At 66.2% G+C, this 13,467-nt stretch carries 11 protein-coding genes and 1 tRNA gene; 5 read left to right on the plus strand and 7 right to left on the minus strand.

All coding sequences use genetic code 11. The annotated features are described in order from the left end of the window. Positions 1-23 precede the first annotated feature (23 nt). Both ACZ9BC_RS08365 and ACZ9BC_RS08370 read left to right on the plus strand, forming a co-directional pair. The gene (locus tag ACZ9BC_RS08365; RefSeq protein ID WP_476245521.1) at positions 24-713 is read left to right on the plus strand and encodes a GntR family transcriptional regulator; all 690 of its coding nucleotides are present in this window, start codon (positions 24-26) and stop codon (positions 711-713) included. Between the two features lie 76 nt (positions 714-789). Further along, a tRNA-Pro gene (locus ACZ9BC_RS08370) sits at positions 790-866 on the plus strand. Between the two features lie 144 nt (positions 867-1,010). On the opposite strand, the gene ACZ9BC_RS08375 is transcribed toward ACZ9BC_RS08370, so the two are convergent. Further along, complete coding sequence (locus ACZ9BC_RS08375) at positions 1,011-1,232, minus strand: hypothetical protein (protein WP_476245522.1); 222 nt, start codon at positions 1,230-1,232, stop codon at positions 1,011-1,013. A 140-nt stretch (positions 1,233-1,372) separates the two neighbouring features. On the opposite strand from ACZ9BC_RS08375, the gene ACZ9BC_RS08380 reads away from it, so the two are divergent. Continuing rightward, positions 1,373-2,638 carry a helix-turn-helix domain-containing protein gene (locus ACZ9BC_RS08380; RefSeq protein WP_476245523.1) on the plus strand — a complete coding sequence of 422 codons (1,266 nt, stop codon included), beginning with the start codon at positions 1,373-1,375 and terminating at the stop codon, positions 2,636-2,638. A gap of 36 nt (positions 2,639-2,674) precedes the next feature. On the opposite strand, the gene ACZ9BC_RS08385 is transcribed toward ACZ9BC_RS08380, so the two are convergent. After that, a complete protein-coding gene (locus ACZ9BC_RS08385; RefSeq protein WP_476245524.1) occupies positions 2,675-3,613 on the minus strand; it encodes a phosphoribosylaminoimidazolesuccinocarboxamide synthase in 939 nt (312 codons plus the stop codon). Between the two features lies 1 nt (position 3,614). After that, on the minus strand, positions 3,615-4,931 hold the full coding sequence (purD, locus tag ACZ9BC_RS08390) for a phosphoribosylamine--glycine ligase (RefSeq protein WP_476245972.1): 1,317 nt from the start codon (positions 4,929-4,931) through the stop codon (positions 3,615-3,617). Positions 4,932-5,030: 99 nt separating this feature from the next. Here purD and ACZ9BC_RS08395 point away from each other — a divergent pair, with 99 nt between their 5' ends. Both ACZ9BC_RS08395 and ACZ9BC_RS08400 read left to right on the plus strand, forming a co-directional pair. Next, positions 5,031-6,605: a molybdopterin-dependent oxidoreductase gene (locus ACZ9BC_RS08395; protein ID WP_476245525.1), complete on the plus strand. Its 1,575-nt coding sequence runs from the start codon at positions 5,031-5,033 to the stop codon at positions 6,603-6,605. A 37-nt stretch (positions 6,606-6,642) separates the two neighbouring features. Continuing rightward, positions 6,643-7,659 carry an asparaginase gene (locus tag ACZ9BC_RS08400; RefSeq protein ID WP_476245526.1) on the plus strand — a complete coding sequence of 339 codons (1,017 nt, stop codon included), beginning with the start codon at positions 6,643-6,645 and terminating at the stop codon, positions 7,657-7,659. Positions 7,660-7,691: 32 nt separating this feature from the next. Here the strand turns inward: ACZ9BC_RS08400 and ACZ9BC_RS08405 are convergent, their stop codons facing one another. The 4 genes from ACZ9BC_RS08405 to ACZ9BC_RS08420 all read right to left on the minus strand — a co-directional run bounded on the left by ACZ9BC_RS08405 (position 7,692) and on the right by ACZ9BC_RS08420 (position 13,416). Next, positions 7,692-9,107: a UDP-glucose dehydrogenase family protein gene (locus tag ACZ9BC_RS08405; RefSeq protein WP_476245527.1), complete on the minus strand. Its 1,416-nt coding sequence runs from the start codon at positions 9,105-9,107 to the stop codon at positions 7,692-7,694. Positions 9,108-9,170: 63 nt separating this feature from the next. Then, a complete protein-coding gene (locus tag ACZ9BC_RS08410; RefSeq protein WP_476245528.1) occupies positions 9,171-10,244 on the minus strand; it encodes a right-handed parallel beta-helix repeat-containing protein in 1,074 nt (357 codons plus the stop codon). Continuing rightward, positions 10,241-12,103 (minus strand): right-handed parallel beta-helix repeat-containing protein, encoded by a 1,863-nt coding sequence (locus ACZ9BC_RS08415; RefSeq protein WP_476245529.1) that lies wholly within the window; start codon positions 12,101-12,103, stop codon positions 10,241-10,243. The genes ACZ9BC_RS08410 and ACZ9BC_RS08415 overlap by 4 nt, the downstream gene beginning before the upstream one ends. After that, the gene (locus ACZ9BC_RS08420; protein ID WP_476245530.1) at positions 12,100-13,416 is read right to left on the minus strand and encodes a glycosyltransferase; all 1,317 of its coding nucleotides are present in this window, start codon (positions 13,414-13,416) and stop codon (positions 12,100-12,102) included. Before ACZ9BC_RS08420 ends, ACZ9BC_RS08415 begins: the two co-directional genes overlap by 4 nt. Positions 13,417-13,467 lie beyond the last annotated feature (51 nt).

Genomic DNA, 13,467 nt, shown 5'->3' on the forward strand with positions numbered 1-13,467 from the left:
ACCTGCCTGTCCAAGGAGCACCCATGGAGTCACCCAGCCCGCTGCTGCCGCGCGGCCCGCTGTCCGAAAAGGTGGCCGAGGTCCTGCGCGAGCGGATCATCTCGGGCGAACTCCCGCAGGGCGGGCGGCTAAATGAACGCGAGCTCGCCGCGGAATTCGAGGTATCCCGGATCCCGCTGCGCGAGGCCCTGCCCCTGCTCGAGGCTGAAGGCTTCATCACCACCGCTCCCCGGCGCGGGGCAGTGGTCCATACTTTCACCCTGCGGGACGCCGAGGAAGTGTTCGACCTTCGCATGCAGCTGGAGCCGTTGGCCGCTGCCTGCGCCGCCAGGAAGGTGGCTGCCGGAGCCGATGCTTCCCCACTGCTTGAGGCCCTGGAGTATGCGCGCAGCGGGACACCCGGCGAGGAATCGTCCGGCCGCAACTCCGACCTCCATGAACAGATCGTCCTGCTGGCTGACCACCACCTGCTCCGGCGCATGACCAGCCTAATGAACGGGCGGGTCCGCTGGCTGTTCCGGCTGACACACGAGCGGGACACCCGGGCCATGTGGCGGGAACACGAGGAACTGGTCCTCGCCATCACCTCCGGCCAGGTGGCGCTCGCTTCCGCACTGGCCACCGCCCACGTCGAGCGCGGCCGCTCCGCGTCCCTCCCCGGCCTCGCCGAACGGCTGCCCAAGGAGCCGGTGGCGCGACGCCGGCGCCGCTGATGCGAGTGGCTGCGGCCAGGATTTCACATCGGGACCCGGGATCGGCTATCCTTGTAAAGTTGCTTTCGCAGCGGATCGGGATGTAGCGCAGCTTGGTAGCGCGCTTCGTTCGGGACGAAGAGGTCGCAGGTTCAAATCCTGTCATCCCGACCATAACGAAAAGAGGGTCTCCCTGCGGAGGCCCTCTTTTGTGTCTCGCTTTGGTCTCGGTCCAGCACCGTGACTGGCCCTTTGACCAAAAATAACCCCGGAGCAGAAGCTCCGGGGTTATTTTCACGCCTCCTGTTTAAGGGTGCTTTACATCGGGTCGGGCCAGATTCCCGTGTACGTGGTGTAGGTGGTGTCGCTGCTCTTCTTGTCCTTGCCCTGCTTGGAGGACATGGGATCGGGCCAAATACCTGTTGCTGACGAGATACCCGAGGTGTCGGAAATGGAACCTGCGGACAGGGTGGCCGGAGCCACCGCGGAGAACGCCAAAGCCCCAGCCAAGACAGCCGCGGCGGCAATCTTTTTGAACATGTGAGTTCCTTAATGCGAGTCGGATTCGTTACTAAGCCAGCACAGCCCTTGTTGACATACATTGTAAAATGTTTTCCACAGGGCTTGTCAAGCCTTGTGAAAGGAATCGTCCCCATCAGGACCAGAAGAGGAGGAGTGCCGTGGGCAATGGATTCGGGGAGAAGCTCCGTGCGGAACGACTGGAACGTGGACTAACTCAGGCCGAGCTAGGCAAGGACCTTTATTCCCCCAGCTACATCTCGCTTCTCGAAACCGGACGTCGGGAGCCGACAGCCGAGGTCATCGAGGAACTCGCCCGTCGCCTGGATCTGGCACCCAAAGCGCTGGAAGCCTGGAGCCAACCCATTTCAGTCAGCGATGCCGAATATGTCCTGGCAGGCCTCTACGCCCGCCAGGCTTGGGACCTTCGTGACTATCCGCTGGCTGCAAGCCATGCTGCTACGGCTGCACAGATCGCCCTCGAAGGCCGCAACACCAGCGCCTGGTGGAACATGACGTACATGCAGGCAGAATGCCTGCTGAAACACGATGACCTGCAGGAATGCCAGCAGATCGTGGAACGTCTGCTGGAACACCCCATGGCAAGGGAGTCCGCAGGACTGGGTGTCCGGGCCCGCCAAATGCTGGCCACGGTTTTCCAACGTCAAGGCAAGCTGTCACTCGCAGTGGACCAGGCCCTGGAAGCAGTGCAAATTTCGGAACAGCTTCCCGGAAATTCCACAATCATCGTGGGTGCCCTCCGTGCCCTGATAGCAGCCCTGGCGGAAAGCGGACGGCTGGATGACGCTTGGCGCTACTGCGAGATCATGAGTGACAAAGTGGATGAAGCGTCCATGTCGCAGCTGGCCGGTGAAGTAGCCTGGGTTATCGGAAATGTCGCCTTCATCCGGCACGACTATGCGGAAGGCGTCAAACACCATGAGCGTGCAGCCAAGCTGCTGTCGCCGGCGAACGACATTGAATTGTGGGCCCGGTTCAACAAGGCTTCGGCCACTGTGAGGCTGACGGCAGGCATCGTGGAACCGGAAACGCTCTCTGCCATCGAGCGTGCTGAACTCGCTTTTTCGATCGTCAGCGGCACTAAGGGCGACGCACTGGAAGTTGCCTTCATCCGCGCCAGGTGGCTGTACCTGACCGGGGACATCGTTGCCGCCGTCGAGAAGCTGCGCGAGATCCACGCTGAACGCAGCGCCCTCGCCAAGCACACCGCGGGTGAAGTTTCACTCCTCCTGGGCAAGTCCCTCAAGGCAGCAGGTGAGCCGGAGGAAGCCCTGGTGCACCTGCAGGAAGCGCAGAAAGCCTTCAGCGCAGCCGGCGCCGGGGACCGCGTCCAGCAGGCACTGGACGCGGTCCTGGAAATAAAACTGGCCCAAAAGCGCGCGGCAGCAGCCGCGAAGGCCAGCTAGCTACAACGCCGTTCGACGGGAGCAGCTGGGGCTCCGTCAGGCGAAGGTTTTCCCGGTGATTTTCTCGTAGGCCTCGACGTAGCGGCTGCGGGTACGCTCAACAACCTCAGCAGGCAGCGCCGGTGGCGGCGTATCAGAGGACCTGTCCCAGCCCGATTCTGCCGATGTCAGCCAGTCCCGGACATACTGCTTGTCGTAGGACGGCTGCGCCTGGCCCGGCTGGTAGGTGGCGGCATCCCAGAACCGTGAGGAATCCGGTGTCAGCACCTCGTCGCCGAGGGTAATTGAGCCGGAGACGGCGTCGTAGCCGAACTCCACCTTGGTATCGGCGAGGATGATGCCGCGCTGCCGCGCAATGTTTTCGGCCGTCGTGTAGATCTTAAGCGTCAGCTCCTTGATCCGGCCGGCAATATCGTCGCCCACTATGGCTGCCACGGCATCGTAGGTGATGTTCTCGTCGTGTTCGCCCACTTCGGCTTTTGCCGACGGCGTGAAGATGGCCTGCTCCAGCCGCGAACCGTCAACCAGGCCCTCGGGCAGCGGGATGCTGCACACGGTTCCGGACGCCTTGTATTCCTGCAGGCCGGAGCCGGTGAGGTAGCCGCGTGCGATGCATTCCACCGGGAACATGTCCAGCTTCTTGCAGATCATGGCACGGCCCTCAACCTCGGCCGGGACCCCGTCCTCCACGGTGGAGGCCAGCACATGGTGTTCCACGTCCAACTGGTCGAACCACCAGAGGCTCAGCTGCGTGAGGATGCGTCCCTTGTCCGGAATCTCGCTGGCCAGCACATGGTCGTAGGCGCTGATGCGGTCGCTGGCGACCACCAGGACGCATTCCTGGCCAATCCGCTCCTGGATGGACTCGTCGGCCGGTTCGTAGAGGTCCCTCACTTTGCCCGAGTAGACGTGCTTCCAGCCCGGCAGGTCGAGTGCCGTGGTGCTGAAGCCGCGGGGGGCTGGTGTTTCCGTCATGCTAGGCCTTCGCTTTCGTTACGGGCAGGGAAGCGGTGACCGCGGAAGGAACCTTGATCTCCCCGCGCGCCGCCTTGCCGCCGATGTCGCTGCGGAACTGCGAGCCCTCCAGCTGCACCAGCTCCACGCCGTCGTACGCCCTTTCGCGCGCTTCCACCAGGTCGCTGCCGAGCGCAACGACGGCAAGCACACGGCCTCCGGCGGAGACAACTTTGCCTTCCTCGTCAAAGGCCGTTCCGGCATGGATTACATGCACGCCTTCGAGCGCTTCCACCTTCTTCAGCCCGCGGATCCGGTCGCCCGTGCGGGGAGTGTCCGGGTAGTTTTCGGACGCGACGACGACGGCGACGGCTGTTTCCTTCGCCCAGCGCAGCTCCTCTGCCTTGTCCAGTTCGCCTTTTGCGGCTGAGAGCAACAGGGAACCGAGTGGCGTTTTGAGCCGGGCGAGGACGGCCTGTGTTTCGGGGTCGCCGAAGCGGACGTTGAATTCGATGACGCGGGTGCCGCGGGAGGTCAGGGCAAGTCCTACGAACAGGACGCCCACGAAGGGAGTGCCGCGGCGGGCCATCTCGTTGACCGTGGGCTGGGCGACGCGGTCGATGACCTCCTGGACCAGGCCTTCGGGGGCCCATTCAAGGGGCGTGTAGGCGCCCATGCCGCCGGTGTTGGGGCCTTCGTCGTTGTCGAAGATGCGCTTGAAGTCCTGCGCCGGTGACAGGGCAACCGTGTTGTGCCCGTCGCAGAGCACAAAGAGGGAGACTTCCGGCCCGTCCAGGAACTCCTCGATGACCACGGAGCCGCCGGCGTCAAAGCAGGACTGCGCGTGGGCGAGCGCTTCCTCGCGGTTCCTGGTGACCACCACGCCCTTGCCGGCAGCGAGGCCGTCGTCCTTCACCACATAGGGGGCGCCGAAGGTGTCCAGGGCGGAGGCTGCTTCGTCGGCGTTGGTGGCCACCATGGCCATCGCCGTGGGAACTCCGGCCTCTGCCATAATCTCCTTGGCAAACGCTTTGGAGGCTTCCAGCTGGGCGGCGGCCTTGCTGGGCCCGAACACGGGGATTCCGGCATCACGGACGGCGTCGGACACGCCTGCGGCGAGCGGAGCTTCGGGGCCCACCACCACCAGGTCAACGGTGAGCTTGGTGGCGAGCGCAGCCACGGCGTCGGGATCGTTGCCGTTGATGTTGTGCGTGGGGACCAGCTTGCTGATGCCGGCGTTGCCGGGCGCCGCATGGACTTCGGACACGTTGGGGTCGGCGAGCAGGGAGCGGACAATGGCGTGTTCGCGGCCTCCGGGGCCAATGACGAGTACCTTCACAGTCTCCAAGGGTACTTTGTGCACCCTGCCCGCTCCTAAGCTGTGTCCCTTCCAACCTGCAGTGACAATCCGCAGCCCTTCCCGCTCCGAACAACAACCATGAAAAAGCTCCGAAACTGGCTCCAGGGTCCCACCGCTTCGGCCGCGCTGGCCGGCGTGGTGGCGGCCGCCGTCGTCCTCGCCGTTGCGGAGCTGATCGGGGCGTTCTTCACCGCGCGGGCCACCCCGCTGTTCGCCCTGGGCTCGACCTTCATCGATTTCACCCCGTCCTGGCTGAAGGATTTCGCCATCGCCACGTTCGGCACGAATGACAAGGCCGCACTGTTTGCGGGCATGGGACTCACCATCGCCGCGCTCGCGTGTGTCCTGGGCGTCGTGGCCTACCGCAGGTGGGCCCTGGGCGTCCTGGGCGTCCTCCTTATGGGCACGGTCATCGTGGCGAGCGTGGTGACCCGCGCCGGCGTGGACCCGGTGGATGCGCTCCCCAGCGCGCTCGGAACGCTCGCCGGCCTCGTAGCCCTGCGGCGTTTGACGGGGCCTTTGCGGACCATGAAGGCGTGGCCGGAGGCGCCTGCGGACAGAGCAGCCGATGAGATGCGTCCGGGAACCAGCCGGCGCCGTTTTTTTGCCACGGCCGGCATCACCGCGGCGGCCGCCGGGATCGCGGCAACGGGGGGACGGCTCCTCGGTGCCGCGAGGAGCAATATTGCCCAGGCGCGGGAGGCCCTCAAGCTGCCGTCTCCGGTCAGCGCCGCACCTGCCGTACCCGCCGGCGTCCAGGCCGCAGTGCCGGGCGTTCCGTCGTGGGTAACGCCCAACGGCGACTTCTACCGCATCGATACTGCATTGAGCGTTCCGGAAATCAACGTTGACGACTGGGAACTGCGGGTCCACGGACTGGTGGAGGAGGAAGTGCGGCTCACTTTCCAGGACCTGCTCGACGCCGACCTGATCGAATCGCACGTAACCCTGACCTGTGTCTCCAATCCGGTGGGCGGCAACCTGGCCGGCAATGCCAAATGGCTGGGCCTGCCCCTCCGCGAAGTCCTCAAACGGGCCCGGCCCAAGGACGGTGCGGACATGGTGCTTTCCACGTCCATTGACGGCTTCAGCGCCTCCACGCCCTTGGAAGTGCTCCAGGATGACCGGGACGCCATGCTGGCCATCGGCATGAATGACGAGCCGCTGCCGCTGGAGCACGGCTACCCCGTCCGGATGGTGGTTCCGGGGCTGTACGGCTTTGTCTCCGCCACCAAATGGGTGGTTGACCTGGAAGTCACCCGGTTTGCCGACAGCAAGGCCTACTGGACCGAGCGGGGCTGGGCCGAACGCGGCCCCATCAAAACGATGGCACGGGTGGATGTTCCCAAGTCCTTCGCCAAGGTACCGGCCGGACAAGTTGCCGTCGGAGGCACCGCCTGGGCCCAGACCCGCGGCATCACCAAGGTGGAAATCCAGATTGACAACGCAGACTGGGTAGAGGCCGAGCTTTCCACCGAGGCGTCCCTGGTCACCTGGCGCCAGTGGTCCTACCAGTGGAATGCCACCCCCGGCGCCCACTACATCAAGGTCCGGGCAACCGACGGAACCGGCGAGGTGCAGACGGACCAGCGCGCTGATCCTGTTCCCGACGGCGCTTCCGGCTGGCAGTCCGTGATGGTCACGGTGGAGTAGCGCCGGATTCCGAGGGGCGGCCCCTAGACTGGGCAGCATGCCGCACAACCCGCATGCCACCTTCACCGTGGACTCCGCCGTCGAACTGGCCGTGATCGAGCGCAGCGGTTTTGTTGAGTCACGGCACATCGGTTCAGCCGTCCTCCTGTCCGCCGACGGTTCCGTGGTGACCGAACTGGGCGACATCAATACGCCCATTTACGGCAGGTCAGCCCTGAAGCCGTTCCAGGCCCTCGCCGCCATGCAGTCCGGTGTCCCGCTGCGCGGAGCCCAGGTGGCCATCGCGTGCGGCAGCCACACCGGCTCGCTGGACCATATGGACGTAGTGGCCGGGATGCTCAAGGCAGCCGGCGTCCGCGAGGACCAGCTGCAGTGCCCCGAGGCGTGGCCGCAGGACGAGACGGCCCGGAACTGGCTGGTGCGCTCGGAAAAAGGCAAGTCCCGGCTGGCGTTCAACTGTTCAGGCAAGCATGCGGCCTTCCTCTGGGCCTGCACCGAGAACGGCTGGGACACCCACAGCTACCTGGAGCCCAACCATCCCCTGCAGCAGCGGGTCCGCACGGTCATCGAGGAGTACACGGGCGAGAAGATCGCGCACCTGGGCATCGACGGGTGCGGGGCACCGGTGGCGGCGGTTTCGCTGAAGGGCCTGGCCAGGGGTTTCTCCCACCTCGCAAAGGCTCCGGGCGACCAGAGTTTCAGTGCCCGCGCCGCCACGATCGCCACATCGATGCTGGATTATCCGTGGGCTGTGCAGGGCCGCGGCGAGGCCAACACGCTGGTGATGGATGAGCTGGAGATCATTGCCAAAATCGGGGCGGAAGGCGTCCTGGCCATGGCCACCCCGCAGGGTGTCTCTGTGGCCATCAAGATCCTGGACGGCAACGTCAGGGCCACCTCACTGGTGGCCCTGACGCTCCTTGCCGCTGCCGGCGCGGTGGAAATCCCCGGTGTTGCCAGCGTCCTGGAAAAAGTGGTGGAACCGGTGACGGGCGGCGGACGGCCGGTGGGCAAGATCCGCCTGGGCCCGGCCGTTTCCGCGCTCCTTGACTGAGGCGCCTTGATTGACGCGCAGGCTGCGCCTGGCTAGGCCGGCCGCTTCAGCTCCGCGTCCGCGACGGCAGCCTGCCCCGCAGGCGCCGTCCCGTAGGGCGCAGCCTGGTAGGGCCGGCCCAAGGCCCGGTACTCCCAGCCGGACGAGACGTACAGTCCGGAATCCAGGGCATGCCTGCCGTCAACGATCCGGCGGTGCCGCACCAGTCCCCCCAGATAATCCGGGCCTGCTGAGCGGAATTCATCCCACTCGGTCAGGAGCGCCACCACGTCCGCGCCCTCCACGGCCGCGGCCAGGGAGTCGACATAGTTCAGGTCCGGGTACAGCCGGTGGGCGTTGGCGTTCGCTTCGGGGTCGTACACCGTCACCACCGCCCCTTCCAGGTAGAGCATGCGGGCCACGTCCAGGGCCGGAGCGTCCCGCACGTCGTCCGAGTTCGGTTTGAAGGCCGCGCCCAGTGCCGCCACCCTGACCCCGGCAAGGCTTCCGCCCGCCAGTTCCCGCACCAGGTCCACCGTGCGGACGCGCCGGCGGTTGTTGATGGAGTCCACCTCGCCCAGGAAGCTGACGGCCTGGCCCACGCCCAGCTGTTCAGCACGGTGCTTGAAGGCCCGGATGTCCTTGGGCAGGCAGCCGCCGCCGAATCCCAGGCCCGGCTTGAGGAACCTGCCGCCAATCCTGTCATCCAGGCTCAGTGCCTTGGCCAGCGTGCTGACGTCCGCGGCGGTGGCCTCGCACACTTCGGCCATGGCGTTGATGAAGGAAATCTTGGTGGCCAGGAAGGAGTTGGCCGCCACCTTGACGAGTTCCGCCGTCGGCATGTCCGCCACGATCAGCGGTGTGCCGTCCGCCAGCAACGGCTCAAACGCCCGCCGCAGCATGGACTCGGACCAGGCTGATGCCACACCGAACACCAGCCGGTCCGGGTGGAGCGTGTCCTGCACGGCATACCCTTCGCGCAGGAATTCCGGATTCCATGCCACTTCGAGGTCCGTCCCGAGCGGTGAGATGTCCGCCACCATGCCGGCCAGCCGTGCCGCGGTGCCGATGGGCACCGTGGACTTTCCCACCAGCAGCGCTTTCCGGGTGATCCGTGCGGCCAGCCCGGCAAAAGCCGCATCCACGAAGGTCAGGTTGGCAGCTGTCGAGTTGGGCGCCTGGGGTGTTCCGACGCAGATGAAATGCACGTCGCCAAACTGCGCCACCTCGTCCAGGTCAGTGGTGAACCTCAGCCGTCCCGAGGCCAGCGCCTCGTGGAGTTTCTCCGGGAGCCCCGGTTCGTAGAACGGTACCTCGCCGGCTGAGAGCCGGGCAATTTTCCGCTCGTCAACGTCGAACCCCAGGACGTCGAAGCCCATGACCGCCATGCAAATGGCGTGTGTCGCGCCGAGGTAACCGGTCCCGACCACCGTGATTTTGGGCGCGTTGAAGGAAGGAAGGTTGTTCATTGGTTTCTCGATTCCGTCTCTAGTGGAGGAGTGAGCAGTCCGCCGGATGGCCGGCGTTGTCCTCTAGCTGGTACAGGGGATGTTGGAGAGGCCCTGTTCCGCCTGCGAGGCTGTGTTGCTGCAGTCGACCACGTTGTCGCGCGCGGGTTTCAGTGAGTAGCCGAGTCCGGGTCCGTTGACTTCCGCGGTGTTCCGGCGGAAGACGTTCTCCGTGCCCCAGCCATCTACGATCTCGTGCGTCTGGAACCCGTCCTGGGGTGAGTTCCTGCCGGTGTTTCCTTCGATCCGCCAGCCCCTGCCCTTGACGTCCACCCACGAGTCGGCCTCGGTGATGCCCGAGCCGTCGAAGATGTTCTCCAGCAGGAGCCCGTCCGAGGTTCCTTCCTTGATGTCGATGCTTTCCGCGGTGGTGTCCGAGACGGTGTTGCCCCGGATTTCGTTGCGGTCGCTTTTGTCAGGTTCGCAGGCGCTGACGTCGCACCAGTTGCTCTCCGCCGTTCCGATGTAGATCCCCTCGCCGAACTTGGGTTTCCGGAGCCCGGCGCCGCGGATGGTGTTGCCGGTGACCTTGTTGTCGGAGCTGAACCTGCGCAGGTGGATGGCTTCGTCGCCGGTGTTTTCAACAGCCAGGCCCTGGAACAGTGAGAACGTGGTTTCGTCCGCCATGATCCCTTTTTGCCCGTTCCGGACGGTGAAGCCCTGCACGGTCCAGTAGGACGCCTGGTCCAGATGGAGCACGTAGCCGTCCTCGGTGCTGCCGCCGTCCAGGACCGCCCCCGGACCGCCGCAGAGCGTGATCGGCTGGCTTGCCGTCCCGGCCCCGGTTGCCCGGAAGTTGCCGACGTAGACGCCGTCCGCGAGCCGAATCACGGCACCCGGACCGGCTGCTTCCAGCGCTGCGGTCAGTTCGGCCGCCGTCGAGACGGCGGTACCGGCCGGGCACGCCGCTGGTGCCGCCCCCGCGGCAGGAGGTGGCGCAGCACCGGGTTCCGTTGCTGCGGGCGTTGATGATGGCACGGTGCCCCCTTGGGGCGTCTCCTCCTGGAAGCCCATCACGGCAAAAACTCCCATCAGTAAGGCAACGATCACGACGGCGAGCACGGCCCAGGCGCCCAGGCGGATCCGGCGGCCGGTCACCGCAGCTGCCTCTCGTCGTCGTACGCCACCACTCCCCTGCCCAGGGAGGTGAGCGGGACGTGGTCCGCGTAGGGGCTGCGGATAACGCCCTGGGCGTTCCTTCCCCGCGCGACGGCGGTGATGAGCAGCAGCGCGGCGAGCACGAACCAGATGAACGTCAGGGGCTGGAACACGGACTTGACCACCCTTTCCACTGTGTAGGCGGGGACCCAGGAGAGCTCGTCGTTCTCGCCAAGGATGGCACCGGTTGATGCCTCGGTCCAGATGGCGCTGGACCCGTTGCCGCCCACGGTGTTGCCGGCCACGGACGTTTCGTTGACTGCGCCCAGCAGGGTGATGCCGTGGTTGGAGATCCTGTCCAGGGTGTTCGCGCTGACGTCGGCCGTGGCGTCCCTGACGTAGATGCCGGTGTCACCGCCGGTGATGGAGTTGCCGCTGACCCGGGCCGTGGAGCCGTCGCCGCGCACCGCGATGGACTGGCGGGCGTTGTCCAGCAGGGTGTTGCCGGTGATGGTGACGCCCTTGGCGCCGTCGGCGGCCACGATCCCCACCTCGTTGGCCTTGACGCGGTTGTCCCGGACGGCCAGCGACGTGCCGCCGATGACCTCGATGCCGTAGCGCTCGTTGTCTTCGACAGTGCCCCCGGCCACCGTGTTTCCGCCATAGGCGTTCACGGCGGTCCCGACGGCGTTTGGCCCGTCCGCGAGCGGGCGGCCGTCCATTGATACCCCGTTGCGCCCGTTGGCCACGGCTTTGATGCCGTCCAGCGTGACCCCCTGCGTTGACCGCCCCACGCTGAAGCCGTCCACTGCATTCCCGGAGGAATCGGTCCGCGTGATGGTGGCGTTGGAGACGAACCGGTGGAGCACCAGCCCGTCCACCAGGCTTCCCGTGATGGTGGTGTCCCGCACGGCGATGTCCCGGGCGTTGGTGACGAAGAGCCCGAAGGCGTTGTTGCGCAGGCGGACGTTCTCGATGCCTGCCGTGACCAGGCTGTAGTCCTGCGCGGATTCCTGGGTCAGGGCTGCCAGTTCCGCTTCCGGAAGGAGGCGGGCGCCGCCGCTTGCCGCCTCCGTCTCCCCCGGCGTCGGCTGTTCATCGCTGAAGGTGCCCACTGCCTCGGTTCCGGTCAGCGACAGGCCGCCGGTGTTGCCGCTCCAGAAACCCAGCTCGGAGATGTCCGAGTGGCTGAAGGAGGCGTGGCCGCCCACCACCCTGATGTAGGCGCGGCCGTCCACCGTGGTCCGGTCCGGGCCGCCCTTGGTGCTGTCCCAGCTGGTGACACTGACGCGCGCTGCGTCCGTGCCGCCCAGCGTGAGCGACCCGCCCAGGGCCACCAGGGAGACGAATGACCGGGCACCGCTTTCCAGCCTCAGGTTCAGCGGCCGGGCAGGGTCCGGCGAGGCCAGGGACAGCGTGGCGCCGGCCAGGACCGCGATGGACTCGGACAGCAGGTAGTTCCCGTTGTCCTGCTGGCTGTCCAGACGCCGGAAGGCGTTGGGGGCCAGGGCCAGCAGGTCCGCCACGGTGTAGGCCTCGGCCCGCGCGGGCAGGACCAGCGTGTAGCTGGAGCCGGTCCTGATCCGGTAGGGGCCTTCCAGTCCTTCCACGCGCCAGCGGGCCGCGGAGGCGATGGTGCGCACGTAGACCAGGCGCTCGTCCTCCTGCTCCACCAGCCTGGCCTCGCTGGCCGGATTCCCGGGGTAGAGCCGGCCCTGCACATTGCCGTTGGCTGCGATCTCGTTCCGGCCCAGGGCTTCGGCCCCGGAACCGTCCTGGATGCTGCCGGCGTAGAGGAAGCCGGCGGTCCCCAGCACGGCGGTGAGGACGGCGGCCGCGATGGGGCGGGCGGCCCTCATGCCGCCACCTCCCCTGTGCTGAGGTTGTCCCCTGCGGTGAGGTTGTCCCCGGCGCTGAGGGTACGGGCGTCCTGGCCGTCCCCGCCCGTCTGGTGGGCGTGGCGGGTGAGCCAGCCCTGCTTGTTCATGGTGGCGAAGGCGTACATCTTGATGGGCAGCGCCACCAGGATCACGGTGACGGCCAGGACCGGGAGAATCAGGAAGTCCTTGGGGTGGCGCCGGAGGTGCGAGACGCCGCGGATGCCCCGGCCCAGCAGCAGCCAGCAGACCGCGGCCCCGATTCCGAAAGGGGTGGGATCAAGGCGGTGGAAGACCAGGTACACCAGCGTGAGCCCCATGGTTACTGGGGTCAGGAGGATCTGGAGCACGGTCACCTTGGTGACGAACGGAACCTTCCACAGCCAGCCCTTGGCAATGGCGGTGAGGTAGCAGCGGTACGAATTCCGGCTCCAGCGGACCCGCTGCTTCATGAAGGCCCGGAAGCTGGAGGGAAACATGGACAGCGCCCGCGCGGATGACTGGTGGACCGTTTTGTAGCCGGAGGCCAGCACCAGCCAGGTGAGCCTGCCGTCGTCGCCGGAAATGCAGCGGCGGCCCATGAAGTACTCGTTTTCCAGGTGCTCGATAACGTCCATCACGGCGCTTCGGCGGTAGACGGCGGTCCGGCCCGAGATGCAGGGGACGGCTCCCGCCCGGCCCATGGCCGGCACGTAGTCCAGGTACCTGACGTTGACCAGCCAGTCCGCGATGCGGCGCCAGATGCTGGTATCCCGCTGGTACACGTTCTGGTGGGTGCCGACGGCTCCCACCATCGGGTCTTCGAAGGGCATCCGGACGTTGGCGAGGAGCCCGGGCTGCCACCAGGTGTCCGAGTCGGTGAGCACCAGGATCTCGTGCCGGGCCATCCGCATCCCGACGCCCAGCGCGGACCTCTTGCCCATGTGGTGGAACAGGACGGGGCGGATGGTGTCATCGCCCAGGGCATTGATCCGGTGGTAGGCGTCCAGGTCCTCGACGTCCAGGACGATGATGATCTCGTCCGGCTTCTGCTGCCGCCAGGACTCCAGGGCGCTCATCAGGATGTCCGGGTCCTCGTGGAAGGACGGGACCACCACCGAGGTGGATGTCCGGAATCCGGTCACGATGGGCCGGGCCCGGTGGGAGAGGATGAACCGGTACAGCCAGAGGCCCCAGACAATGACGCCTGCCACGGCGAGTGGGAAGTAGGGGGAAAATTCGGTGTAGAACTCGTTGAGGCTTCGGGCGGTGAAGGCCCCGAAGACGTCGTCGACATCAAGGAATAGGGCAGTCATGGGCAGTCCTTCGCTGGGGTGGATTTCAGTGAGGGAACTGCCGGCGCACGG

Source organism: Pseudarthrobacter sp. TE3704 (genome assembly GCF_056279405.1).